This window comes from Micromonospora sp. NPDC049900, from assembly GCF_044461025.1.
Lineage (GTDB): Bacteria > Actinomycetota > Actinomycetes > Mycobacteriales > Micromonosporaceae > Micromonospora.
In genome coordinates this window covers 42,147-64,946 of sequence record NZ_JBITKM010000005.1, presented here as the reverse complement: position 1 = coordinate 64,946, position 22,800 = coordinate 42,147, and the positions used below count along the sequence as shown (strand labels likewise).

General features: G+C 71.5%; 24 protein-coding genes. 16 read left to right on the top strand and 8 right to left on the bottom strand.

Annotated elements, in window-relative coordinates:
• Positions 1-55 precede the first annotated feature (55 nt).
• Both pafA and ACIBMZ_RS14255 read left to right on the top strand, forming a co-directional pair.
• A complete protein-coding gene (pafA, locus tag ACIBMZ_RS14260) occupies positions 56-1,414 on the top strand; it encodes a Pup--protein ligase (RefSeq protein ID WP_396693669.1) in 1,359 nt (452 codons plus the stop codon).
• A 58-nt stretch (positions 1,415-1,472) separates the two neighbouring features.
• Positions 1,473-1,658 (top strand): hypothetical protein, encoded by a 186-nt coding sequence (locus ACIBMZ_RS14255; RefSeq protein WP_396693668.1) that lies wholly within the window; start codon positions 1,473-1,475, stop codon positions 1,656-1,658.
• 143 nt (positions 1,659-1,801) lie between these two features.
• Here ACIBMZ_RS14255 and ACIBMZ_RS14250 read toward each other — a convergent pair whose 3' ends face one another.
• Positions 1,802-2,914 carry a DUF3866 family protein gene (locus ACIBMZ_RS14250; RefSeq protein WP_396693666.1) on the bottom strand — a complete coding sequence of 371 codons (1,113 nt, stop codon included), beginning with the start codon at positions 2,912-2,914 and terminating at the stop codon, positions 1,802-1,804.
• A 170-nt stretch (positions 2,915-3,084) separates the two neighbouring features.
• Here ACIBMZ_RS14250 and ACIBMZ_RS14245 point away from each other — a divergent pair, with 170 nt between their 5' ends.
• The 6 genes from ACIBMZ_RS14245 to ACIBMZ_RS14220 all read left to right on the top strand — a co-directional run bounded on the left by ACIBMZ_RS14245 (position 3,085) and on the right by ACIBMZ_RS14220 (position 7,959).
• Positions 3,085-4,074, top strand: coding sequence for a helix-turn-helix transcriptional regulator (locus ACIBMZ_RS14245; protein ID WP_396693664.1), 990 nt, complete (start codon positions 3,085-3,087; stop codon positions 4,072-4,074).
• A 108-nt stretch (positions 4,075-4,182) separates the two neighbouring features.
• Positions 4,183-5,187: a helix-turn-helix transcriptional regulator gene (locus tag ACIBMZ_RS14240; protein WP_396693662.1), complete on the top strand. Its 1,005-nt coding sequence runs from the start codon at positions 4,183-4,185 to the stop codon at positions 5,185-5,187.
• Between the two features lie 10 nt (positions 5,188-5,197).
• Positions 5,198-5,446 carry a hypothetical protein gene (locus tag ACIBMZ_RS14235; protein WP_396693660.1) on the top strand — a complete coding sequence of 83 codons (249 nt, stop codon included), beginning with the start codon at positions 5,198-5,200 and terminating at the stop codon, positions 5,444-5,446.
• Positions 5,447-5,625: 179 nt separating this feature from the next.
• Positions 5,626-5,946 carry a Sec-independent protein translocase subunit TatA gene (tatA, locus tag ACIBMZ_RS14230; protein WP_131052329.1) on the top strand — a complete coding sequence of 107 codons (321 nt, stop codon included), beginning with the start codon at positions 5,626-5,628 and terminating at the stop codon, positions 5,944-5,946.
• A gap of 18 nt (positions 5,947-5,964) precedes the next feature.
• On the top strand, positions 5,965-6,915 hold the full coding sequence (tatC, locus tag ACIBMZ_RS14225; protein ID WP_396693658.1) for a twin-arginine translocase subunit TatC: 951 nt from the start codon (positions 5,965-5,967) through the stop codon (positions 6,913-6,915).
• A gap of 99 nt (positions 6,916-7,014) precedes the next feature.
• Positions 7,015-7,959, top strand: a complete 945-nt coding sequence (locus tag ACIBMZ_RS14220; protein WP_396693656.1) for a diacylglycerol kinase — start codon at positions 7,015-7,017, stop codon at positions 7,957-7,959.
• A gap of 350 nt (positions 7,960-8,309) precedes the next feature.
• On the opposite strand, the gene ACIBMZ_RS14215 is transcribed toward ACIBMZ_RS14220, so the two are convergent.
• Positions 8,310-9,080, bottom strand: a complete 771-nt coding sequence (locus ACIBMZ_RS14215) for an HAD family hydrolase (RefSeq protein ID WP_396693654.1) — start codon at positions 9,078-9,080, stop codon at positions 8,310-8,312.
• A gap of 77 nt (positions 9,081-9,157) precedes the next feature.
• Here ACIBMZ_RS14215 and ACIBMZ_RS14210 point away from each other — a divergent pair, with 77 nt between their 5' ends.
• Positions 9,158-11,938 carry a DEAD/DEAH box helicase gene (locus tag ACIBMZ_RS14210; protein WP_396693652.1) on the top strand — a complete coding sequence of 927 codons (2,781 nt, stop codon included), beginning with the start codon at positions 9,158-9,160 and terminating at the stop codon, positions 11,936-11,938.
• 151 nt (positions 11,939-12,089) lie between these two features.
• On the top strand, positions 12,090-12,980 hold the full coding sequence (locus ACIBMZ_RS14205) for an MHYT domain-containing protein (protein WP_396693650.1): 891 nt from the start codon (positions 12,090-12,092) through the stop codon (positions 12,978-12,980).
• 75 nt (positions 12,981-13,055) lie between these two features.
• On the opposite strand, the gene ACIBMZ_RS14200 is transcribed toward ACIBMZ_RS14205, so the two are convergent.
• Positions 13,056-14,594 (bottom strand): chitinase, encoded by a 1,539-nt coding sequence (locus tag ACIBMZ_RS14200; RefSeq protein WP_396694157.1) that lies wholly within the window; start codon positions 14,592-14,594, stop codon positions 13,056-13,058.
• Positions 14,595-14,769: 175 nt separating this feature from the next.
• Between ACIBMZ_RS14200 and ACIBMZ_RS14195 the strand changes: the two genes are divergently transcribed.
• Positions 14,770-15,183: a type II toxin-antitoxin system Phd/YefM family antitoxin gene (locus ACIBMZ_RS14195; protein ID WP_396693648.1), complete on the top strand. Its 414-nt coding sequence runs from the start codon at positions 14,770-14,772 to the stop codon at positions 15,181-15,183.
• On the opposite strand, the gene smpB is transcribed toward ACIBMZ_RS14195, so the two are convergent.
• A complete protein-coding gene (gene smpB / locus ACIBMZ_RS14190; protein WP_396693646.1) occupies positions 15,184-15,699 on the bottom strand; it encodes an SsrA-binding protein SmpB in 516 nt (171 codons plus the stop codon).
• Positions 15,700-15,811: 112 nt separating this feature from the next.
• Between smpB and ACIBMZ_RS14185 the strand changes: the two genes are divergently transcribed.
• The 3 genes from ACIBMZ_RS14185 to ACIBMZ_RS14175 all read left to right on the top strand — a co-directional run bounded on the left by ACIBMZ_RS14185 (position 15,812) and on the right by ACIBMZ_RS14175 (position 18,176).
• On the top strand, positions 15,812-16,456 hold the full coding sequence (locus ACIBMZ_RS14185) for a maleylpyruvate isomerase family mycothiol-dependent enzyme (RefSeq protein ID WP_396693644.1): 645 nt from the start codon (positions 15,812-15,814) through the stop codon (positions 16,454-16,456).
• Positions 16,457-16,749: 293 nt separating this feature from the next.
• Positions 16,750-16,893, top strand: coding sequence for a hypothetical protein (locus ACIBMZ_RS14180; RefSeq protein ID WP_396693642.1), 144 nt, complete (start codon positions 16,750-16,752; stop codon positions 16,891-16,893).
• Entirely contained in the window at positions 16,893-18,176 is a 1,284-nt protein-coding gene (locus tag ACIBMZ_RS14175; protein ID WP_396693640.1) for a putative sulfate exporter family transporter, read from the top strand. Before ACIBMZ_RS14180 ends, ACIBMZ_RS14175 begins: the two co-directional genes overlap by 1 nt.
• Before the next feature lie 87 nt (positions 18,177-18,263).
• Here ACIBMZ_RS14175 and ACIBMZ_RS14170 read toward each other — a convergent pair whose 3' ends face one another.
• The gene (locus tag ACIBMZ_RS14170; RefSeq protein ID WP_396694155.1) at positions 18,264-18,533 is read right to left on the bottom strand and encodes a hypothetical protein; all 270 of its coding nucleotides are present in this window, start codon (positions 18,531-18,533) and stop codon (positions 18,264-18,266) included.
• Between the two features lie 632 nt (positions 18,534-19,165).
• Between ACIBMZ_RS14170 and ACIBMZ_RS14165 the strand changes: the two genes are divergently transcribed.
• Positions 19,166-20,020 (top strand): helix-turn-helix domain-containing protein, encoded by an 855-nt coding sequence (locus tag ACIBMZ_RS14165; RefSeq protein ID WP_396693638.1) that lies wholly within the window; start codon positions 19,166-19,168, stop codon positions 20,018-20,020.
• The gene (locus ACIBMZ_RS14160; RefSeq protein ID WP_396693636.1) at positions 20,017-20,205 is read left to right on the top strand and encodes a DUF397 domain-containing protein; all 189 of its coding nucleotides are present in this window, start codon (positions 20,017-20,019) and stop codon (positions 20,203-20,205) included. The genes ACIBMZ_RS14165 and ACIBMZ_RS14160 overlap by 4 nt, the downstream gene beginning before the upstream one ends.
• A gap of 17 nt (positions 20,206-20,222) precedes the next feature.
• Here ACIBMZ_RS14160 and ACIBMZ_RS14155 read toward each other — a convergent pair whose 3' ends face one another.
• The 3 genes from ACIBMZ_RS14155 to ACIBMZ_RS14145 are packed head-to-tail and all read right to left on the bottom strand — an operon-like array spanning position 20,223 to position 22,731.
• Positions 20,223-20,951 (bottom strand): ABC transporter ATP-binding protein, encoded by a 729-nt coding sequence (locus ACIBMZ_RS14155; protein WP_396693634.1) that lies wholly within the window; start codon positions 20,949-20,951, stop codon positions 20,223-20,225.
• Positions 20,924-21,772 (bottom strand): ABC transporter permease, encoded by an 849-nt coding sequence (locus tag ACIBMZ_RS14150; RefSeq protein ID WP_396693632.1) that lies wholly within the window; start codon positions 21,770-21,772, stop codon positions 20,924-20,926. The genes ACIBMZ_RS14155 and ACIBMZ_RS14150 overlap by 28 nt, the downstream gene beginning before the upstream one ends.
• Positions 21,769-22,731: an aliphatic sulfonate ABC transporter substrate-binding protein gene (locus ACIBMZ_RS14145; protein ID WP_396693630.1), complete on the bottom strand. Its 963-nt coding sequence runs from the start codon at positions 22,729-22,731 to the stop codon at positions 21,769-21,771. The genes ACIBMZ_RS14150 and ACIBMZ_RS14145 overlap by 4 nt, the downstream gene beginning before the upstream one ends.
• Positions 22,732-22,800: the final 69 nt, after the last annotated feature.

Here is a 22,800-nt window from a genome sequence, read left to right as displayed (position 1 = left end):
CACGTACGGGCCGCGACAGTGACGAAGTGGGCCTCGGTACGGCTAATGTCTCATCATGGAGCGGCGAATCTTCGGTCTGGAGACCGAGTACGGCGTCACCTGCACCTACCGTGGGCAGCGGCGGCTGTCCCCTGACGAGGTAGCCAGATACCTGTTCCGCCGAGTGGTGTCCTGGGGCCGGTCGAGCAACGTCTTCCTCCGCAACGGCGCACGCCTCTATCTCGACGTCGGCTCGCACCCCGAGTACGCCACCCCCGAGTGCGACTCCGTGGTCGACCTGGTCGCCCACGACCGGGCCGGTGAGCGGATCCTGGAGGGGCTGCTCATCGACGCGGAGAAGCGGCTGCACGACGAGGGCATCGCCGGTGAGATCTACCTGTTCAAGAACAACACCGACTCGGCCGGCAACTCCTACGGCTGCCACGAGAACTACCTGGTGTCCCGGCACGGGGAGTTCGGCCGGCTGGCCGACGTCCTGATCCCCTTCCTGGTCACCCGGCAGTTGATCTGCGGCGCCGGCAAGGTGTTGCAGACGCCGCGCGGTGCCGTCTACTGCCTGTCCCAGCGGGCCGAGCACATCTGGGAGGGCGTCTCGTCGGCGACCACCCGCAGCCGCCCGATCATCAACACCCGGGACGAGCCGCACGCCGACGCGGAGCGGTACCGCCGCCTGCACGTCATCGTCGGCGACTCCAACATGAACGAGGTCACCACGCTGCTCAAGGTCGGCACCGCCGACATCGTGCTGCGGATGATCGAGGCCGGGGTGGTGATGCGCGACCTCACCCTGGAGAACCCGATCCGGGCCATCCGCGAGGTGTCGCACGACATCACCGGTCGCCGCAAGGTGCGGCTGGCCTCCGGCAAGGAGATCAGCGCCCTGGAGATCCAGCAGGAGTACCTCTCCAAGGCGATCGAGTTCGTCGAGCGGCGCGGCGGCGACCAGACCGCCAAGCGGGTGGTCGAGCTGTGGGGCCGGGTACTGAACGCGGTGGAGAGCGGTGACCTGGAGCCGGTCTCCCGTGAGATCGACTGGGTGACCAAGCTCCGGCTGATCGAGCGCTACCAGCGCAAGCACGACCTGCCCCTGTCGCACCCCCGGGTGGCGCAGATGGACCTCGCCTACCACGACCTGCGTCGCGGGCGCGGCCTCTACGCCCTGCTGGAGCGGCGCGGCGACGTGGACCGGGTCGCCACCGACCCGGAGATCTTCGAGGCGAAGGAGACGCCGCCGCAGACCACCCGGGCCCGGCTGCGGGGCGAGTTCATCCGGCACGCCCAGGAGAAGCGGCGGGACTTCACCGTCGACTGGGTGCACCTCAAGCTCAACGACCAGGCGCAACGCACCGTGCTGTGCAAGGACCCGTTCCGGGCGTACGACGAGCGGGTGGAGCGGTTGATCGCCAGCATGTGACCCGGTCCTGCCCGGGTCCGTCCGCGCGCCGGACGGGCCCGGGTACGCTGGTCGGGCCATGCTTCCTCCCGAACCCCCCACCCCCGGCACCGAGCGGCAGAGTTGGCTCGAACGCCGCCGCGAGAAGGTGCGCGCCGAGGTCGAGCGCAACCGTCGAGGCGAGTACACCGTCCCCACCTGGGTGCTCGCGCTGGCCCTGGCCGCGATGGTCGGCGGCTGGCTAGCCCTGATCATCTTCGCCTGAGCTGTGTGCTGAGTTGTAAGGAAGGGCCCCCTTCCAACGCCTGCGGTATAGCAGGGGACCCCTGCTAACACGCTCCGCGAATCCCTGCTCACGGCGTTGTCCGCGTGGGGTGCCAGCACGATGCACTGGCGGCGTCGGGTGCCTCAGGAAACGGTGGGCGGTGGGGACGTCGTCGAGGTGAGGCCGGCCGCGTGCCGTCCGGCTGCCGCAGCGGCCAGGAAGTAGGCGTGGTCGGCGTCCAGACCGCGCCCCATCGTCGACAGCGGCACCGGGCTGCGCCGCAACGCCGCGTCCAGGCCCGCGTCGTCGACCCGTACCAGCGTGTGCCGGTCGGCCAGCGGCGCGAGCGCGGCGTCGACCTCGGCCGCCAGCGTCGGGTCCAGGCCCTCGGGCACCACCAGATCCGCACGGGCCAGCGCCACCCGCCCGTACGAGGTCAGGCTGTGGTGTGAGACGCCCCGGTGCCGGGGCCGGGGGTCGGCGTCGGAGATCCGGAGCGAGCCGATCGGCCGCCCGCCCAGCGCGGCGACGGCGTTGACCGCCTCGCCCACGGCGACCCCGGAGAAACCCCACCGGGTGCCGGTGCCCAGGTTGCCCGGGCCCTGCGCCACCACGGCGACGTCGGCGTGCAGGACGTGCCGGGCGGCGAGCAGCCCGCTGTGCAGGGTCGACGCCTCCAGGTCACCGCCGAACGCCTGCCCGACGCTGATCGTGCCGACCAACTCGTCGCGCAGCCCGGCCAGCGTCCGGGAGAACCAGGCGGGCAGCGCCCCACCGTCGGTGAGCAGGTACGCCACCCGGGCGTGCGACGCGTCGGCCCGGATGCCGGCCAGGATCGCCGGCAGCGCCGAGTGCAGGTCGGCGGTCACCACCGGCAGACCACCCAGGTCCTCGGCGGCGGCCAGCACCTCCCGGTGCGGCGACGCCTCCTCGTCCACCCCGAGCAGGATCGGCTGCAACGGGGTGTAGCGCGCCTTGACCAGGTGCCCCGCGTCGCGGGAGTCGAGGGCCTGCGGCGGGTCCGGCGGCAGCCGGTCGGGCACCGCCACCACCAGGGCGTACCCGCCGGTGCCCAGACCCATCAGCAGCGCTCCGGCGTTGAGCAGCACCCGGTCGCCGGGCTCGGGCTCACCGACCAGTTCCGGGTACGCCAACGCGCGCATCGATGTGCCGTCGGCCAGCTCGACGTCGAGTTCCACGGCACCGGTCCACCGTCGCCGCAGCGCCGCCACCACGCCTGCCCGCCATCGCACCATGCCCGCACGCTAACCCGCACCCTGCCGCCCGCTCACGCCCGGGTACGGATGTAAGGAAGGGACCCTTCCTATACACGAGGCGTTAGCAGGGGGCCCTTCCTTACATCCGGAGGCATCCGGGGGCGGCGCGGGTGCGTGGCGGGAGCGGCGCGGCTGCTAGCGTCTACGCCGTGTCGCGAAGTCGCACCGAACGCCTGGTCAACCTGGTGATCTGCCTGCTGTCCACGCGGCGGTTCCTGACCGCTGCGCAGATCGCCGCGACCGTGCCCGGCTACGAGCACCACCCCGACGACGCCCGGGAACACGAGGCGTTCCAGCGCAAGTTCGAGCGTGACAAGGCCGAACTGCGGGAGTTGGGCGTACCGCTGGAAACCGGGACGGCGAGCGCCTTCGATACCGAGCCGGGTTACCGGATCGCCCAGCGTGAGTACGCCCTTCCCGACATTCCCCTGAAACCGGACGAGGCCGCCGCGGTCGGCATCGCCGCACGGTTGTGGCAGCACGCCGGCCTGGCCGCCGCCGCCTCCTCCGGGTTGGCGAAGCTGCGCGCCGCCGGGGTGGACGTGGACCCACAGGCCACCCTCGGCCTGGAGCCCATGGTGACGGTCGACCCGGCGTTCGCCCCGCTGACCGCCGCCGCGCGGGACCGGCGCGAGGTCCGGTTCGACTACCGGGTACCGGACCAGGACGCCCCCACCCGCCGCCGGCTGCAACCGTGGGGGGTGGTCTGCTGGCGTGGCCGGTGGTACGTGGTCGGCCACGACCTGGACCGCGACGCCACCCGCTGCTTCCGGCTGTCCCGGGTCGCCGGTCCGGTCCGGGCGACCGGCGCGTCGGGCGCCTACCAGCCACCGGCCGACGTCGACCTGATCAGCCACGTGGCCCGCTGGTTCGGGCCGACCGAACGGCCCGGCCGGGCCACCGTGCTGGTGGCCCCGGGGCGGGCCGCCGGGCTGCGCCGCTGGGCGGTGGAGGCGACCGCCGGACCGGAGGGCGACCGGCTGGTCCTGCCCTACGCCGACGCCGAGTCCCTGGCCGGGCACCTGGTCGGCTACGGGCCCGACGTGCGCGTGCTCGACCCGCCGGAGGTACGTGAGGCGGTCATCCAGCGCCTCAAGGAGATCGCCGTCCGGCACGACGACATGGCGGTGTCGCGGTGAGCGCGAGGAGTGAGCTTGCGAGCCCCGCAGTCGCGAACGAAAGGCCGGCTCGGTGAGCGCGAGGAGTGAGCTTGCGAGGCCCGCAGTCGCGAACGGAAGGCCAATTCGGTGAGTGCGAAGACCTCCTCCCGTACCTCCGCCGACCGGTTGGCGCGGCTGCTCAACCTGGTGCCGTACCTGCTCGCCCGGCCCGGCATCGAGATCGCCGAGGCCGCCGGTGACCTGGGCGTCACCGAGCGCCAGCTCCGCGAGGACCTGGAGCTGCTGTGGGTCTGCGGGCTGCCCGGGTACGGCCCGGGTGACCTGATCGACATGGCCTTCGACGGCGACCGGGTGACGATCACCTACGACGCCGGGATCGACCGGCCGCTGCGGCTCACGCCCGACGAGGCGCTGGCCCTGGTGGTGGCGCTGCGGATGCTGGCCGAGACGCCGGGCGTGGCCAACCGGGACGCGGTGGAACGGGCCCTCGCCAAGATCGAGGACGCCGCCGGTGACCAGGTGGCGGCCCCGGTGGAGGTACGGCTGCCCGGCGACACCGGCCGGGTGGAGCAGCTCCGTGCCGCCGTGGAGGGTGGCCGAGCGCTGCGCATCACGTACTACACGGCGGCGCGGGACGAGACCACCGAACGCGTCATCGACCCGCTACGGGTGCTGATGGTCAGCGGTCGGACGTACGTCGAGGCGTGGTGCCGCCGGGCCGAGGCGGTCCGGTTGTTCCGGGCCGACCGGATCGACGCGGTCACCGAGCTGGCCGAGGCGGCCGTGGTGCCGCCGCAGGCCCGCCCGCAGGACCTCAGCGAGGGCGTGTTCCGGCCCTCGTCGGAGCTGCCGCTGATCACGCTGCGCATCGGCCGGGGGGAGCGGTGGATCACCGAGTACTACCCCTGTGAGCGGATCGAGTCCGACGGCGAACGCTGGGTGGTCTCGCTGCGGGTCACCGACCTGGGCTGGGCCCGCCGGTTCGTGCTCGGCCTCGGGCCGGACGTCGCCGTCGTCGCCCCGACCGAGCTGGCCGAGCAGGTCCGGGACGCGGCAGTGGCAGCGCTGGAGGCGTACGCGACGCCGGTGTCGCCGGGTGCGGACCCGGCGGCGCAGGCGGTCAGGCAGTAGGCTGACGCCCGTGCTGAAGTGGATCGTGCTCGCGCTGGTGCTGGTGCCGTTGGTCGTCCTCGCGCTGGTGGTTCGTCCGGTGCTGGCCCGGTTGCCGCATCTGCGTCGTGCGGTCGGCCGGTTGCAGCGGCGGGCCGACGAGGCCGCCGCGCTGAGTTCCGCCGCGGAGAGCCTCCAACAGCGCGCCGAGAGCCTCCAGAGCCGGTTGGAGACGACCGAACAGCGGCTGACCCTGATCCGCGCGCGCCGGGGCGACTGAGCGCCGACCTGCCCCGATTCCGCCGCACATGATCGATTCGGTGGTTGACGGGATGCTCGTACGTGGTCGAGACTTCACCCACCGGGACGCCCCTTCGCCCGGCGGGTGGCAACAGCCGATGACGCACGTACGATGGGCTGCGGTACACCCTCATCGACACAGAGCGACTGGAGTTTCCCATGGGTGCCCTCAGGCCCTGGCACATCGCCGTACTCGTGGTCGTGATGATCCTGCTCTTCGGTGCGAAGCGGCTTCCCGACGCGGCGCGCTCCCTGGGCCGCTCGCTGCGGATCATCAAGGCGGAGACCAAGAGCCTCGCCGACGACGACCGCGACCTTGCCGGCAAGGCTGACGCGCAGGCCGGCTACCAGCCGTACCCGCCGCAGCAGCCCCAGCAGGCCCCCCAGCAGCCGCCGTACCAGGGCACTGTGCAACCGCCGTACCAGGGTTCCGTGCAGCAGCCGGTCGCCGACCCGGTGCAGCGCGTCCGCGAGAACTGATTCCGGAGGCCGATCACCGTGGCCTTCGGACTCCGCAAACGCGGGCCGAGCAACTTCGAGCGGGCCGCCGACGGCTCGATGACCCTGATCGAGCACTTCCGTGAGCTGCGTAGCCGGCTGTTCAAGGCGTCGCTGGCCATCCTGGTCGGCTTCGGCCTCGGCCTCTGGCTCGCCCGGCCGGTGCTCGACCTGTTGTCCCAGCCGTACTGCCAGTTGCCCGGGAGTACCCTTCCCGACGGTCGATGCAACTTCGTCCAGCTCGGCCCGGCAGACGTCTTCCTGCTCAACCTGAAGATCAGTCTCTGGGTCGGGCTGATCGTCGCCGCGCCGATCTGGCTGTACCAGCTCTGGGCGTTCATTGCTCCGGGCCTGCACCGCAACGAGCGGCGGTACGCGTACGCCTTCACCGCCCTGGCGGCACCGCTGTTCGCGGCCGGCGCGGTGCTGGCGTACTTCGTCACCTCCAAGGGCCTGGAGTTCCTGCTCCAGGTCTCCGGCGACGACATCAACACGACGCTGGACATCACCCGCTACATATCGTTCGTCACCAACCTGATCCTGCTGTTCGGGGTGGCGTTCGAGTTCCCGCTGATCGTGCTGATGCTCAACTTCGTCGGTATCGCCAGCGCGAAGAAGCTGCTCGGCTGGTGGCGGATCGCCGTCTTCCTGTTCTTCGCCTTCGCCGCGGTGGTCACCCCGACGCCGGACCCGTTCGGCATGACCGCGCTGGCACTGTGCCTGTGCGCGCTCTACTTCGCCGCCGTCGGGGTCGCGTTCCTCAACGACAAGCGGCGTGGGCGCGGCAAGGAGGTCTACGCCGGTCTCGACGACGACGAGGTCTCCCCGCTGGAGACCGACCCGGAGCCGGTGCAGGCGGGCGCGCGGGTGGAGGCGTCCAGCCCGATCGACGCCCCCGAGCCGGTCACCGCGCCCCGGCCGATCGAGCGTCGCTTCGACGACGTGACCTGACCCGGACGATCACCACGAACGCCGCTCCCGCCGAGGGGCGGCGTTCGTGCTGTGCGGACCCGGGGAATTCCGCCTCTTCCCCGCTGACCCCTGGACCGGATGGCGGGTACGGTGCACGCCGTGACCGCAGACGATCACCTCCCGAACCCCGAGGGACCTGTCGCCGTACTGGCGAATCCGACCGCCGGGCGTGGCCGGCACCGGGGTCTGCTGCCGGACCTGGTGGACCGGCTCTCGACCGCCGGGCGCCCGGTGCGGCTGCTGCACGCGGGCAGCGCACTCGAGGCGGAGGCGGCCTGCCGGGCGGCGGTCGCCGAGGGCGTGTCCGCGCTGGTCGCGGTGGGTGGCGACGGCACGGTACACCGGGCGGTGCAGGCGGTGGCCGGCACCACGGTGCCGTTCGCCCCGGTGCCCGCCGGCACCGGCAACGACTTCGCGATCGAGACCGGATTCCCGAGCGACCCGCGCGCGGCGGCGGCCACCATCGCGGCGGCGCTGCGCGAGGGCCGCAGCCGACCGGTCGACCTGGCCAGGATGACCGGGTACGACGACACGGTGCGCTGGTACGGCGCGGTGCTCGCGGCCGGCTTCGACGCGATCGTCAACGAGCGGGCCAACCGGATGCGCCGGCCGAAGGGCGCCCGCCGGTACGACCTGGCGATCCTGGTGGAGTTGGCCCGACTGCGCCCACGCCGGTACACCCTCACCCTCGACGGCGAGCGGGTCGACGTGGACGCGGTGCTGGTGGCGGTCGGCAACAGCGCCAGCTACGGCGGCGGGATGCGGATCTGCCCGGACGCTGACCCGACCGACGGGCTGCTCGACGTGGTGGTCGGCGGCCGGTTCGACCGCCGTACCCTGATCCGGGTGAAGCCGCGCATCTACGCCGGCACGCACGTGGACCACCCGCTGGTACGCACCTACCGCGCCCGCACGGTGACCGTGGCCGCCGAGGGCATCACCACGTACGCCGACGGCGAGCGCTCGCTACCCCTCCCGGTCACCGTCACCGCCGTCCCCGCCGCCCTGAACCTCCTCCGCTGACACCTCTCCCCACCCACCCTCGCAAGCCACCGCCCCGTCCCCGTCGTCCCCGTGATCATGGACTTGTGGTCGCCATTTCGCCACCTCTGTCCGCAATTCAGCTCGCCACAACTCCATGATCGGCAACGACGGGGCGAGGCGCGGCTAAGTGGTGGCAGCCCGGCCGAGGCGGGGGGCGACCCAGGCGAGACATCACGCGTCAGGGCAGCGTGCGTGGAGAGCGCCACGCACCAGGAAGCACCGGACCCCAGGCGTTCAGGCACCGACGTGGTTGATCAAGGAGTTTTGGTCGCGACGAGAGCAAATCAGTGGCGCAAACCTCTTGATCAACTAGGGGAGTGGCGGGGGCGTTAGGGGTGGGGGAGGAGGTCTAGGACGGAGCCGAGGCCGTTGGGGCGGCCGGGGTCGGCGGGGGGTAGGACCAGGACGGCGCAGCCGGCGGCCACGGCTCCGGCGTCGGCGGGGGTGTCGCCGACCATCAGCGACTCCTCGGGGTCGACGCCGAGCATCCCGCAGGCGCGCCAGAAGATCGCCGGGTCCGGCTTGCAGCGGCCCACCTCGTAGGAGAGGACGAATGCGTCGACCAGGTCGGCGAGGCCCCAGGCGTCGAAGATGGGCCGCAGGTCGAAGCCGATGTTGCTGACCACGCCCACGCGTACGCCGGCCGCCCGTAGTCCGGCCAGCGTCGGGGCGGTGTCCGGGTACGGCACCCAGCCCTCCGGCACCAGCACGCGCTCGTAGAGGGCGTCGGCGAACCCGTCGATCCCGGCGTCGACCGTCTCGGCCAGCCCGGTGTACGCGCCCCGGTGGGCGTGCGGGTAGAGGTCACGGTCGGCCCACAGTTCGGCCAGTCGGGGCGGTACCCGGCCCGGCAGCGGTCCACCGGCCCGGCCGGCGGTGAGCAGCCGGTCGGCCAGCGAGGTGGCGCGAATCCGGTCCAGCGTGACACCGCACGTCGCGGCGGCGGCCCGCACCCACTCGGTGGGCTCCTCCACCTGTGCGAGCGTGCCGTGGAAGTCGAGCAGCACCGCCCGCACGGGGCGGCGGGACGGCCCTCGGCGGGCGTCTGCGGCACCGGGTACGGCGTCGCTCGGTTCGGGATGATCCGGCACGACGTGCACCCTACCGACCCACCCGGACCACCCTGCCGGACGGCCTTGCCGGGTGGCCGTCGGGGGCACGCACTAATCTTGGTGACATGTCGAGCCCCGCCGAGCGGTACGCCGCGGCGCGTCGCCGGGCCGCCCAGGCCTCACAGTTCCCGGCTCTGGAAGAGTTCACCGCCGATCTCGGGTTCGACCTCGACGACTTCCAGCGCGAGTCGTGTCAGGCGCTGGAGCGGGGCAGCGGGGTGCTGGTGTGCGCTCCGACCGGGGCCGGCAAGACCGTGGTCGGCGAGTTCGCCGTACACCTGGCGTTGCGGGGTGCGCCCGGGCAGCCGGCACCGGCCGACGGCGCCCGGCGCAAGTGCTTCTACACCACGCCGATCAAGGCGCTGTCCAACCAGAAGTACCATGACCTGGTCGACCGCTACGGTGCCGAGCAGGTCGGGCTGCTCACCGGCGACAACGCCATCAACGGCGACGCGCCCGTGGTGGTGATGACCACCGAGGTGCTGCGCAACATGCTCTACGCCGGGTCGACCACCCTCCAGGGCCTGGCGTACGTGGTGATGGACGAGGTCCACTACCTGGCCGACCGGTTCCGGGGCGGGGTGTGGGAGGAGGTCATCATCCACCTACCCGCCTCGGTCACGCTGGTGTCGCTGTCGGCGACCGTGTCCAACGCCGAGGAGTTCGCCGACTGGCTGATCACCGTGCGTGGCGAGACCACGGTGGTGGTCAGCGAGCACCGCCCGGTGCCGTTGTGGCAGCACATGCTGGTCGGCAAGCGGATGTTCGACCTGTTCCACGACGCCGACGCGGCCCGTAAGCACGACGTGCACCCGGAGTTGCTGCGCTACACCCGGGACACGGTGCGCCGCCTCGACCTGGGCGAGGGCCGGTCCGCCGGGCCGGGTGCCGGGCGTCGGGGTCCGCGCTGGCGCGGGCCGCTGCGGCCGGACATCGTGGATCGGCTGGACCGCGAGGGCCTGTTGCCGGCGATCCTGTTCATCTTCAGCCGGGCCGGCTGCGACGCGGCGGTGCAGCAGTGCCTGGCGGCCGGGCTGCGGCTCACCTCGCCCGAGGAGCGTTCGGAGATCCGCCGGGTGGTGGAGTCCCGGATCACCGCCATCCCGGGCGAGGACCTGTCGGTGCTGGGCTACTGGGAGTGGCTCGACGGCCTGGAGCGTGGGCTGGCCGCCCACCACGCGGGCATGCTCCCGGCGTTCAAGGAGGTCGTCGAGGAGCTGTTCGTCCGGGGGCTGGTGAAGGCGGTCTTCGCCACCGAGACGCTCGCCCTGGGCATCAACATGCCGGCCCGCTGCGTGGTGCTGGAGCGCCTGGTCAAGTACAACGGCGAGGCCCACGTCGACCTGACCCCGGGGGAGTACACGCAGCTCACCGGGCGGGCCGGGCGACGGGGCATCGACGTCGAGGGGCACGCCGTGGTGGTGTGGTCGCCGGAGACCGATCCACGGCACGTGGCGGGGCTGGCCTCCACCCGGACGTACCCGCTGCGGTCGAGCTTCCGGCCCTCGTACAACATGGCGGTCAACCTGGTCGGCAGCGTCGGCGCGGCACCGGCCCGCGAGCTGCTGGAGTCGTCGTTCGCGCAGTTCCAGGCGGACCGGTCGGTGGTCGGCCTGGCCCGGCAGGTGCAGCGCAACACCGAGACCATCGATGCGTACGGCGCGGAGGCGGCCTGCCACCACGGTGACTTCGACGAGTACTTCGCGCTGCGGGTGGCCATCTCCGATCGGGAGCGGGCCATCGCGCGCCAGGGGCAGAGTCAGCGCCGGGCGGCGGCGGTGGCGGCGCTGGAGCGGCTGCGGGTGGGTGACGTGATCCGGGTGCCGTCGGGACGCCGGGCCGGTCTGGCCGTGGTGCTCGACCCGGCGGCCGGCGGGTTCAGCGAGCCCCGGCCGCTGGTGCTCACGCAGGACCGGTGGGCGGGTCGGATCAGTCCCGGCGACTTCACCACCCCGGCCGAGGTGCTGGCGCGCATCCGGGTGCCCAAGCACTTCAACCACCGCAACCCGGCCGCGCGGCGGGACCTGGCGGCGCAGGTCAGCGGCACCGGCCTGGACCGGCACTCCCGTCGGGGCGCGCGCGGCCGACAGTCGGGGGAGGACCACCGGCTGACCCAGCTCCGCTCCGAGATGCGGCGACACCCCTGTCACGCCTGCCCGGAGCGGGAGGAACACGCCCGCTGGGCGGAGCGCCGCCGTCGGCTGGAGCGGGACACCGAGGAGTTGCGGCAGCGGGTCTCCGGACGGACGGGGTCGTTGGCCCGTACGTTCGACCGGATCGTGGCCCTGCTCACCGCGCGCGGCTACCTGACCGCCGAGGGTGCGGTGACCGACGCCGGGCGGATGCTGGGGCGGATCTGGACGGAGGCCGACCTGCTGGTCGCGGAGTGCCTGCGGCGTGGCGTCTGGGACGGGCTCTCCCCGGCCGAGTTGGCGGCGGCGGTCTCGGTGGTGGTCTTCGAGGCGCGTCGGGACGTCGACGAGCGGGCGTCGTTGCCGCGTGGCGCGGTCGCCGAGTCGGTGGACGCGACGTTGAAGCTGTGGAGCGAGATCGAGGCCGACGAGGCGGCGCGGGGCCTGACCGTCACCCGGGAGCCCGACCTGGGCTTCGCCTGGCCGGTCTACCGCTGGGCGCGGGGTGAGGCGTTGGCGAAGGTGTTGGCCAGCGGGCACGAGTTGGACGGCGAGATGCCGGCCGGCGACTTCGTCCGGTGGGCCCGTCAGGTGGTGGACCTGCTCGGGCAGGTGGCCGATTCGGGTGGCGCCTCGACCGAGCTGCGGGCCACGGCCCGACAGGCGATCGCGGCCGTCAACCGGGGAGTGCTGGCCTACCATTCGCCCGCGTGAGTGTGACCGTCGGGAATCGACGCATCGCTGAGTAATCGTGACAACACAGCGCGAAGTGCCCCCGAACGCCTATTGTGCCTGCTCGGGTGCTCCCCGATCATGTCTTCGGCGCGTCGCTACGCGTTGGTAGCAGCTCTGGGGGGAGCCCGTTGTGGCGGAAATCAATCATTTTGAATACGGATGGATCACGCCGGGGATCAGTTACGCCCTGTCGGTGCTGGGTTCCATTCTCGGCCTGATCTTCGCGGGCCGGATAAGGATCGCGCAGTCCACCGGGCAGAAGATCTGGTGGGGGACGCTCGCGGCGTGGGCGCTCGGCGGCACCGCGATCTGGACGATGCACTTCATGGCGATGCTTGGCTTCGCGGTGACCGGCTCGCGGATCCGGTACGACGTGCCGATCACCGTCGCCAGCGCCCTGCTGGCGGTGCTCGCGGTCGGCATCGGTCTGGCCATCGTGGGCACCGGCCGGCTGTCGGCGGTCCGCATCCTGGCCGGTGGCCTGTTCACCGGTCTCGGTGTGGCGGCGATGCACTACAGCGGCATGGCCGCGATGCGGCTGGACGGCCGGATCAGCTACGACTCGCTGCGGGTGGCGGCGTCGATCGTGATCGCGGTGGTTGCCGCCACCGTGGCGCTCTGGCTGGCGGTCACCGTCCGTCGGGGACTGGCGATCTTCGGCTCGGCGCTGGTGATGGGTGTGGCGGTCAACGGCATGCACTTCACCGGGATGAGCGCGATGTCGGTGCACCTGCACGACCAGCGGACCGAGCTGGCCGGGGCCACGGTCAGCACGATGCTGCTGCCGATCGTCCTGCTGGTGATCTTCGGCGTGGTGGGCCTGGTGTACGCCCTGCTCGCGGCGCCGACGGACGAGGACCGGGCGGCCATGGCATACCTGGACTCGCTGCGGGACTCGACCGCCGCCGCGCCGGCGCCGGCCGCCGTGTCCGCCGCCGACCCGGTCGGGCTGCGTGCCCGGTCGAGCCTGGCGCGTCCCGGCGCGCAGTTCCCGTCCCGCCGGGACCGTCCGACGCCCTGAGCGTCGGCCCGGCCCCAGGGCCGGTGGTGGCCCCGAGCAACGGCGCTCGGGGCCATCACCGTGTGCGGCCACGGGTCAGGGCAGGGCCTTGAGGAACGGGCCGTGGCTGCGGCCGAACTCCCACTGGTAGAAGCGGTCCCAGTTGATCGACCAGGTCATCAGGCCACGGAAGTTCGGGTTGGTGCCGCTGCGCGGCGTGTAACCGCCGCAGTTCTGCCCCCGGACCAGGCAGGTGACGGCCGCCTGCACCCCGGCCGGGGCGACGTAGCCGTTGCCCGCGCTGACCGACGAGGGCGCGCCGAAGGCCACCTGGTCCTCCCGCAGCGCGGGGAAGAAGCGGTCCGGGTTGCCGGCCACCGGGAAGCCGGCCAGCAGCATGTCGGTCATCGCGATGTGGAAGTCGGCCCCGCCCATGGTGTGGTACTGGCCGTCCAGCCCGACGATCGGGCCCGAGTTGTAGTTCTGCACGTGCAGCATGGTCAGGTGGTCCCGCAGCGCGTGGATCACCGGCAGGTACGACCCGGCGCGCGGGTCCTGGCCGCCCCACGGTCCCGGCCCGTAGAACTGGTAGCCGAGCTGGACGAAGAACGTCTCCGGCGCCATGGTGAGCAGGAAGCCTGCGCCGTAGCGTTGCTTGAGCGTACGGATCGCCGAGATCAGGTTCACCACGACCGGGGTGGTCGGGTTGCGGAAGTCGGTGTCACCGGCATCGAGGTACAGGGAGTGGCCCTCGAAGTCGATGTCGAGCCCGTCGAGGCCGTACCGGTCGACGATCGCCGACACCGAGCGGACGAAGGCGTCCCGGGCGGTGGTCGTGGTGAGCTGGACCTGCCCGTTCTGCCCGCCGATGGAGAGCAGCACCTTCTTGCCCTGCTGCTGCTTGGCCCGGATCGCGGCGGTGAACTCGGCCTCGCTCTCTACACCCGGACACTCGCTGGCCGGGCAGAGCTGGAACCGGATGTCGCCGGAGGTGACCGTGGTGGGTTCGCCGAAGGCGAGGTTGATGACGTCCCACTCGGCCGGTACGTCGGCCATCCGGAGGTAGCCGGAGCCGTTGGCGAAGCTGGCGTGCAGGTAGCCGATCAGAGCCCGTCGGGGCAGGCCGCCGGTGGGCGGTGTCGTCGGCGGTGGCGTGGTGGGTGGCACGGTGGTCGGCGGTGGGGTGCTGGGCGGTGGCGTGGTGGGCGGCGTGGTGGTCGGAGGAGTGGTGGTCGGCGGGGTCGTCGGGGTGCCGCCGCCGCAGGGCGCGCCGTTGATCCGGCAGTCGGTGGGTGACCCGGGCCCGGTGGCCAGGAAGCCGAAGGAGGTCGAGGCGCCCGGGGCGAGGGTGCCGTTCCAGGATCGGTTGGTGAAGGTGTGCCGCTGACCGACGCTGCTGACGGTGGCGTCCCAGAATGAGCCCAGGGTGGTCCCGGTGGGCAGGGTGAAGGCGACCTGCCAGGAGGTGATGGTGCTGCTGCCGCTGTTGGTGACGGTGTACCTGCCCTCCCAGCCGGTGCCCCAGTCGGCGGTCTTGACGAAGCCGGCGGTGGGACCGGCGGCCTGTGCCGGGCTGGTCGCCACCAGCGTGGTGGCGACGACGGTGGCCAGGGCCGCGACGGCGGTGAGCAGCAGATGTCGGGTGGGGCGACGCATCCGGACCTCCCGGGGGACGAGGGCCGTCGATCGACGGATGCTCAATTATTAGGATTGTTTACTGTAGATGTCCAGGGTTCCGTGTACGCCCGGTGACCACGCTCCCTGATGGACGGTTGCGGAAAGTGTCGTACCCCGCACCCACCATGTATTCATGGCTGTCCCCGCCCTCACCCCAGGCACCGCCCCGCCGCGCTCGCTGCCGCTCCGCGAGGCGCGCACCCGACTGAGCCAGCTCGTCGCCATGGCGGAGCTGACCGACACCGTCACCGTGATCACCCGCGACGGCGACCCCCGGCCGGTCGCCGCGATCGTGCCGCCGGGCGCGGTGCGCACCGCCGGCCAGGCCCGCGCCGACGCCGACCGGCTCGCCGAGGTCACCGCCGGATGGGCCCGCCGGCTGGAGGCCCAACGGGAGCAGAGTGGCCGTCGACACGCCGCCGAGCTGCGCGCGGTGACGACCGCGCTCGCCGAGGTCTGGGCCGAGTTGGAGCGACGCGCCCCCACCGGCGGCGATCCCGCGCTCGCCCGGCTGCGCGCGGCGCACGAACACCTGCTCGCCGGCTGATCACCGACCGGTCGCGCGGCCTTCGGCGTACCGGCCCGTCCGACCCTTCAGACGACGCCCCATCTCCCGGGCGATCTCCCGGTCGGCGTCCCGAGCGGCGAGCGCCTGCCGTTTGTCGTAGGCCTTGCGGCCCTTGGCCAGGGCCAGCTCGACCTTGGCCCAACCGCCGGAGAAGTACATCGACAGCGGCACCAGCGTGATCCCGCCCTCCCGGGTCTGGGCCAGGATGCGCTCGATCTCCACCCGGCGCAGCAGGAGTTTCCGGGTCCGCCGGGGCGCGTGGTTGGTCCACGTGCCATAGCCGTACTCGGCGATGTGCAGGCCGTAGAGCATGATCTCGCCGTCGCGTTCCTGCGCGAAGGCGTCGACGAGCGACACCCGCTTCTCGCGCAGCGACTTCACCTCGGTGCCGGCCAGCACGATCCCCGCCTCGTACGTCTTGAGGATCGTGTAGTCGTGCCGCGCCTTGCGGTTCGACGCGACAACCGTCCGCTCGTTGCCACCGGAGGTGCCCATCCGGCGAAGGATAGTGCCCGGCCGTCCCGATCCGCAGGGCCACCGGGGACGAGGCGTTGCGGACCCGCCTCGCCTCCACCGCCTCTTGCCGGACGCTCTAAGCTGCTCAGCGATGAACTCCGCCGACTCCAGCGACTCCGCCCGCATCGCCGCCCAGATCGTCGCCGCCCGTGGCGTCCTGGCCGACGATCTCGCTGATCTGACCGAGGCGCAGTGGGCCACCCGCTCGCTCTGCGGCTCCTGGAGCGTCGAGGAGACGCTGGCCCATCTGACCTCGGCGGCGCGCATGACTCCGTTCCGCTGGATGCGCAGCATGGCCGCCGCCGGGTTCCGCCCGGACGTGCACAACCGGCGTCGCCTGCGCGAGCAGCTCGGCGCGACGCCCGCCGAGACGCTGGCGACGTTCCGGGCCGCCGTGTCCGCCACGACCGCCCCGTCCGGGCACGCCGCCGCGTGGCTGGGCGAGGTCGTCGTGCACGGCCAGGACATCCGTCGCCCGCTCGGACTGCCCGGCGGGCCGACGGTCGAGGCGGCCACCACGGTCGCCGAGTTCTTCGTGTCCAGGAACTTCGCCGTCAACAGTCGCGATGTGGCGAGGGGCCTGCGGTGGGAGGCGACCGACGGGCCGTTCCGCAGCGGGGACGGCCCGGTCGTCCGGGGAACGACCGAGGCTCTGGTCATGGTCCTCGCGGGCCGACGTGCCTACCTCGCGGACATCACCGGCGACGGCGTGGCGACGGTGAGCGCCCGCCTCTAGGCACCGCGTGGACCCGTGCCGGTTCCGGGTGCCGCCCGGATCGTGGGTAGCTCTTGTATTCCTACTTTGCCGGTAGGAATATAGTTCGGTGGTCACCGATCCTCGACTCACATCCCGCCGGGTCGTCGACCTGATGCGGGTCGCCTCGGAACTCTGTACCGGCTCGGGCCGCGCCTGACCGGCGCGAGCCCGACGTCGAGCCCGTCCGCTGGTGTCACCCGGCGGATTCGATCACTCCACGCGTCCGTACGCCCTCTGCGTCGCCGTGCCCTCTCACCCCCGGAGGAACCCCCATGAGTGCCCCCGAACCACAGCCCACCCCGACCGCGCCGGAGAGCCGGTTCGCCATCAACGAGGACTGGGCCGCCACCCTCCTCGGGTTGGCCCTGCTCGCGCTGGTCCTGATCGGCGTCATCCCCGCCGGACTGGTGCCCTGATGACCACCGACGCCAGCCGACCCGCGACCGGCACCACCGCACCCGCCGACACGGACCCCACCGTCCCGGCCGACCCCGAGGCCGCCGTCGACTCGACGGCCACCACGGACGGCTCCCCAGCGGGCGCGACCGGTGCACCCGTATACACCGAGTCGGCACCCGCCGGTCCGGCGGGCCTGCCGCCGGCCGCGACACCGCCGGCCGGCGGCTCCTTCTGGGCCTGGACCGCCGTGGGCCTGCTGGTCGTCCTCGCCCTCGCCGTCCTGACCCGCTATCTCGAACAGAACGTGCCCACCTGGGCCGAGGGAACGGCGGTCGAGGACGTCACGGGCGCGATCGAATACCCGGTGTACGCCATCCTGCTGGGCCTGCTCGGCAACGCGGTGGTGACGCTGACCGGGCTACGGGACCGGATCGCCGCCGCGTTCCGCACCGAGTTCTTCATCAAGACCGGTCTGGTGCTGCTCGGTGCGTCGATCAACCTGGCGGTCATCGCCAGCGCCGCCGGTCCGGCCATCGCCCAGGCGTTGTTGCTGATCAGCGGCGTGTTCCTGTTCACCTGGTGGCTGGCCGGGCGGCTCGGTCTGGACGACAAGCTGCGGGCGCTGCTCGCCAGCGCCGTCTCCATCTGCGGGGTCAGTGCCGCGATCGCCGCCGCCGGTGCGGTACGCGCCCGCCGCGAGCAACTGGCCTACACGGCCAGCCTGGTGATCGTCTTCGCGTTGCCGTCGATCTTCCTGCTGCCCTGGCTGGCCGACGTGCTCGGGTTGGAGTCGGCGGTGGCCGGCGCCTGGATCGGCGGCAACATCGACACCACCGCCGCGGTCACCGCCGCCGGAGCGCTGGCCGGTGACGAGGCGTTGCAGATCGCCAGCATCGTCAAGGTCACCCAGAACGCGCTGATGGGCGTGGTCGCGGTGGCGCTGACCGCGTACTTCGCGCTGCACGTCGAGCGCCGGGCCGGCGCGGCCCGACCGGGACTCGGCGAGCTGTGGCGCCGGTTCCCGAAGTTCGTCCTCGGGTTCGTCGCCGCGTCGGTGATCGCCACCTGGTACCTCGACGTCGCCGGTGCGGACGGCAAGGCCACCATCGCGATCGTCAACGACCTACGAACCTGGTTCTTCATCCTGGCCTTCGTCAGCATCGGCCTGGAGGTGCGGGTGGCCGCGCTGCGGCAGGCCGGGTGGCGGCCGGTGGCGGTCTTCGGTGCCGCCACCGTGTTCAACCTGGTCCTCGCGCTGGGACTGGCTTCGGTGCTGTTCGCCGGCTTCTCGGTGAGCTGAGGCGAGGTTGGACGCGCGGTGCGGGAACCGGGTCCTCCCGCCGGTTCCCGCACCGCGTCCGCGTGGGTATGGCGGCGGGCCTCCTGCTCAGTCCGTCACTCGGCGGGGAGCTTTCGTGCGCCCTGGTCGCCCGGTCGCCACGGGTGTCGGGGCGGTTCGTAGTCCGGCCGGTTGGACGAAGACGGCCCGCCGGGTGACCGCATCACCCCGCATGTCGAGCTGGTAGCCCTCCAGCCAGATCCATCCGTCGTACGTGGTCCAGGTCAACACCCGGATCACGCGGAACAGGATCGGCCGACGAAACTGCACGCTGGCCTGCGGCCCGATCAGGAGCAGGTCACCGGCGCGCGGCGCGATGGTCACGGCAGCCACCCGAGGAACCGCCGATGCAGCAGCCCGGCCGGAGCCCACCCCATGTCCTGACTGGCCGCCACCAGGCACGCACCGAGGTAGAGCGCCAACGACATAGGAGCCTGGTCGTACTCGACCCGCAATTCCTGACGACGTGTCCGGCAGGGCCACGGCGCACCACACCCCGTACAGGTCCAGATCGGCACCACCGGCCCGTGCATCGTCACGAGGTCTCCCCAGGCCAGTGGCGTCGATTGATCGGCATCGGATAGCGCACCCGACACGGCAGATCCCGACCACACCGACATGTCACCCGCCTGAGCACGTGGTTCCATTTCGGTCGGTGCCGACGCGCGAACGTCAGAGCCGCGGCGAGCAGGAACTCGTTGTAGGTCATCTGCCGGACCATCTACCCCTCCTCCCATGAGGAGCGTGGTGGCCGGGCCACGCACGGTCATCCGACCACCACACTCAGGTTCATCGTCTGTTGCCGACGGCCACGGATGCACTATTTCATTTTGGATGAAACGTATGAGAGGATCTCAATACGAAGGACTGCATTGCGTAGCGTGTTCGGCAGGTGTTACAAATCGGGTGCAGTCATCGCCCGGTATGTAGTCAGGAAAAGGGAGTGGTCAGTGACTACCGACACCGGCTCGACAGTTCCCAGGCGGCAGCTCGGGCGGCACTTGCGGCACCTCCGCGAAGAGGCACGCATGACCATCAAGGCGGCAGCCGATGCCCTCGAATGGTCAACTCCGAAGATCTGGCGGATCGAATCCGGTGCTACCTCGATGCGATCGCTAGACGCAGAGGCGATGTGCAGAGTGTACGGAGCGTCACCGGAGATTACCGAGGCGCTGATGGGGCTCGCCAAGGAGACGAGGGGTCGAGGATGGTGGCATTCCTATGGTGACGCCATACCAGAGTGGTTTGAGCTGTACGTAGGACTGGAAGCGGCTGCTGCTCGTTTGCGGAAGTACGAGGCGCAGTTGATTCCTGGTCTACTCCAGACGAAGGCGTACGCCACCAATGTCTATGAGGTCGCACGGCCCGACATGACCGCCGAGGAGATCGATCGAAGCGTTGCGGTGCGACTCGGTCGACAGGCGCTGTTGACCCGCACTGCACCCCGCGCGCCACAGGTCGACATCCTGCTGGACGAGGCTGCCCTCCGGCGGTGCGTGGACGCTGAACAACTTGGCCATCTGGTGACGGTCAGCCGTCAGCCCAATGTGACCCTTCGGGTGCTGCCGTTCGGCGTCGATCTGTACCGCGCCAACCTGACGAACGGCGCCTTCACGATCCTCGACTTCGAACACGGCAGCGAGCCGTCCATCATCTACTCGGACGGCCTCACAGGTGCGCTGTACCTCGAAAAGCCAGCGGAGGTCGAGGCGTACGAAGCTGTGTGGTCCGCCACCGAGAACAAGGCCCTCAGCGAGACGCAGTCTCGCAAGCTCATCGCATCTATCGCAGAGGAGCGGACATGACCACCCTCAACTGGAAGAAGAGCACACGGAGCAACGCGGGCGGAGACTGCATCGAGATGGCCACGCCACCCGAGGCCGTGCTGGTGCGGGACAGCAAGGACCGGCACGGGCCGGTGCTGTCGTTCAACACCGACCAGTGGGCCGGCTTCGTCCAGGGTGTGAAGGGCGGCAGGTTCGTCGCCTGAGCGGCGACGTCTCGTCCTCAGGTGGGTACGCCGAGTCGGTCGAGCAGGCGGCGGCGTAGCGCGCCGAAGGCCGGGTCGTCGGGAGTACGGTCCGGGCCGAGCGGAACGTGCAGCTCCTCCGCGATGACGCCGGACTCCAGCAGGAGCAGCCGGTCGGCGAGCAGCAGTGCCTCTTCGACGTCGTGGGTGACCAGCAGCGCGGCGAAGCCGTGCTCGGCGCGTAGTCGACGCAGCAGCGCCTGCATCCGGAGTCGGGTGAGCGCGTCGAGCGCGCCGAACGGCTCGTCGAGCAGCAGCACGTCGGGTTCGCGTACCAGGGCTCGGGCGACCGCGACCCGCTGTGCCTGGCCGCCGGAGAGTTCGGCGGGCCAGGCGCGGTGCCGGTCGGCGAGGCCGACCTCGGCCAGCGCCCGGTCGACCCGTGCTGCCACGTCCGGGCCGGGCAGTCCCAGGGCGACGTTGTCGGCGACCCGTTTCCACGGCAGCAGCCGGTGCTCCTGGAAGACGACTGCGGCGGTGCCACGTAGGACGGTGTCGCCGGTGGCCTCCTCGTCGAGCCCGGCGAGGACGCGCAGCAGGGTGCTCTTGCCGGAGCCGCTGCCGCCGAGCAGGGCGACGACCTCGCCGGGCGCGATGCTCAGCGAGGTGCCGGCCAGCACGGTGGTGGTGCCGAAGTCACGGCGTACGTCGGTGGCGGTCAGCACCGCCGTCGGGCCGGTCAGGTCGCCCGAAGTCCTCGTCGCCATGACAGCGTCCTCCTCTCCAGGGTGCGGATGGCCACGTCGGAGAGCAGTCCGAGCAGGGCGTAGACGAGCAGGCCGAGGACCACCACGTCGGTCTGGCTGAACTCGCGGGCCTCCATCATCAGGAAGCCGATGCCGGTCTGCGCGTTGACCTGCTCGCCGACCACCAGGCTGAGCCAGGCGGCGCCGATGGCCAGCCGCAGTCCCAGGAACAGGGCGGGCAGCGCGCCGGGCAGCACCACGTGCCGCAGCCGGGCGACGGGACCCAGGCCGCAGGTGCGGGCCGCCTCGACCAGTCGTTCGTCGATGTCCCGGATGCCGGCGTAGGTGTTGAAGTAGAGCGGGAAGAAGGCACCGAGGGCGACCAGACTGATCTTCAGCGACTCACCGATACCGACCCAGATGATCAGCAGCGGTACGAGTCCGAGATGCGGCAGCATCCGGGCCATCTGGACCGGTGGGTCGATCAGGGCGTCACCGAGTCGCAGCAGCCCGGCGACGGCACCGAGGAGCAGGGCGAGCCCGCCGCCGATGAGCAGCCCGGCACCGGCCCGGCTGAGCGAGTCGAGCAGGTGGGTCAGTAGGGTGCCGTCGCTGGCCAGACGCCATCCGGTGGCGAGCACGGTGCTCGGTGCGGGCAGTTTCTCCGGCGCGAGCCACCCGGCCCGCGCCGCCAGTTCCCACCCCGACACCAGCAGCACCGGACTGGCCAGCCGCCACCCGGCGATCCCGGAGACCGTGGTACGTCGACGCCCCGCAGAGGGCCGCGACGTACCAGGATCTGTGGGGGTGGGTGGGGCGCCAGGGGTGGCTGTGCTGGTCACTGGTAGACCTCGTTGAAGCGGTCGTCGATCCGGGAGCGGATGTCGACCGGGCCGGGGATGAGTTCCAGCGCGGCGAAGCCGTCCGCGATGGCCTGCAACTCGTCACCGACGGCGGGGGTGACCGGTGCCAGGGCGCGGGCGCTGCGGTCCAGGGCCCGGCTGGTGACGTCCTCGGGGATCTTCAGTTCGGGGGCGAGCACCGAGGCGCGTTCGGTGGGGTTGGCGATGCCCCAGTCGGTGACCGTCCGGTAGGTACGCAGGAACGACTCGATCTGTGGGGACTTGTCCGTCAGCGCGTCCGGGTGGGCCAGCACGTACTCGCGGTTGCTGGCCAGGCCGGTGGCGTCGGCCAGGATCCGCACCCCGGGTCGCTCGGCGAGGGCGAAGTAGGGGTCCCAGATCACCCAGGCGTCGACCTGACCGTTGTCGAAGGCGGGCCGCCCCTCGGCGGGCTTGAGGTACTTGACGTTGATGTCCCCCAGGGTCAGGTTGTTCGCCTCCAACAGCCGGACGAGCAGCCAGTGCACGTTGGAGCCCTTGTTCAGGGCGACCGTGCGTCCCTTCAGGTCGGCGAAGGTGCGGATCCCGGAGTCCTCCCTGACCAGCACCGCCTCGCCCTGTGGGACCGGCTCGGAGGTGCCGATGACGGAGAACGGGATCTTGCCGGCGGCGGCGAAGATCGGCGGTGCCTCACCGGTCTGTCCGATGTCGATCGATCCTGCCTTGAGCGCCTCGGTCAGCGCCGGGCCGCTCTCGAACAGCGACCATTCGGCGTCCGGTGCCTCACCTCGCGCCTTGACCAGGCTCAGCCCGCCGAACCGTTGGTAGCCGATGCGCAGTCGGGGGGTGTCGTCGTCGCCGACGGCCGACCCGCCGCACGCGGTGAGGCCGACCGAGGCGACCAGGGCGAGCGCCGTGAGCAGGGCGGTCCGGGCGCGACGTGGGGGAGGGGTACGCATGGTTTCTCCTGGACACCGGGATGAGGGGATCGTCGGACATCGACAGAAGTCCGGGACGGCAGCAGCCTA

Coding starts and splice junctions, on each gene's coding strand:
- pafA (WP_396693669.1), top strand. CDS start 56: ATGGAGCGGCGAATCTTCGGTCTGGAGACCGAGTACGGCGTCACCTGC.
- ACIBMZ_RS14255 (WP_396693668.1), top strand. CDS start 1,473: ATGCTTCCTCCCGAACCCCCCACCCCCGGCACCGAGCGGCAGAGTTGG.
- ACIBMZ_RS14250 (WP_396693666.1), bottom strand. CDS start 2,914: ATGGTGCGATGGCGGGCAGGCGTGGTGGCGGCGCTGCGGCGACGGTGG.
- tatA (WP_131052329.1), top strand. CDS start 5,626: ATGGGTGCCCTCAGGCCCTGGCACATCGCCGTACTCGTGGTCGTGATG.
- ACIBMZ_RS14220 (WP_396693656.1), top strand. CDS start 7,015: ATGGCGGGTACGGTGCACGCCGTGACCGCAGACGATCACCTCCCGAAC.
- ACIBMZ_RS14210 (WP_396693652.1), top strand. CDS start 9,158: ATGTCGAGCCCCGCCGAGCGGTACGCCGCGGCGCGTCGCCGGGCCGCC.
- ACIBMZ_RS14195 (WP_396693648.1), top strand. CDS start 14,770: ATGGCTGTCCCCGCCCTCACCCCAGGCACCGCCCCGCCGCGCTCGCTG.
- smpB (WP_396693646.1), bottom strand. CDS start 15,699: ATGGGCACCTCCGGTGGCAACGAGCGGACGGTTGTCGCGTCGAACCGC.
- ACIBMZ_RS14185 (WP_396693644.1), top strand. CDS start 15,812: ATGAACTCCGCCGACTCCAGCGACTCCGCCCGCATCGCCGCCCAGATC.
- ACIBMZ_RS14180 (WP_396693642.1), top strand. CDS start 16,750: ATGAGTGCCCCCGAACCACAGCCCACCCCGACCGCGCCGGAGAGCCGG.
- ACIBMZ_RS14175 (WP_396693640.1), top strand. CDS start 16,893: ATGACCACCGACGCCAGCCGACCCGCGACCGGCACCACCGCACCCGCC.
- ACIBMZ_RS14160 (WP_396693636.1), top strand. CDS start 20,017: ATGACCACCCTCAACTGGAAGAAGAGCACACGGAGCAACGCGGGCGGA.
- ACIBMZ_RS14155 (WP_396693634.1), bottom strand. CDS start 20,951: ATGGCGACGAGGACTTCGGGCGACCTGACCGGCCCGACGGCGGTGCTG.
- ACIBMZ_RS14145 (WP_396693630.1), bottom strand. CDS start 22,731: ATGCGTACCCCTCCCCCACGTCGCGCCCGGACCGCCCTGCTCACGGCG.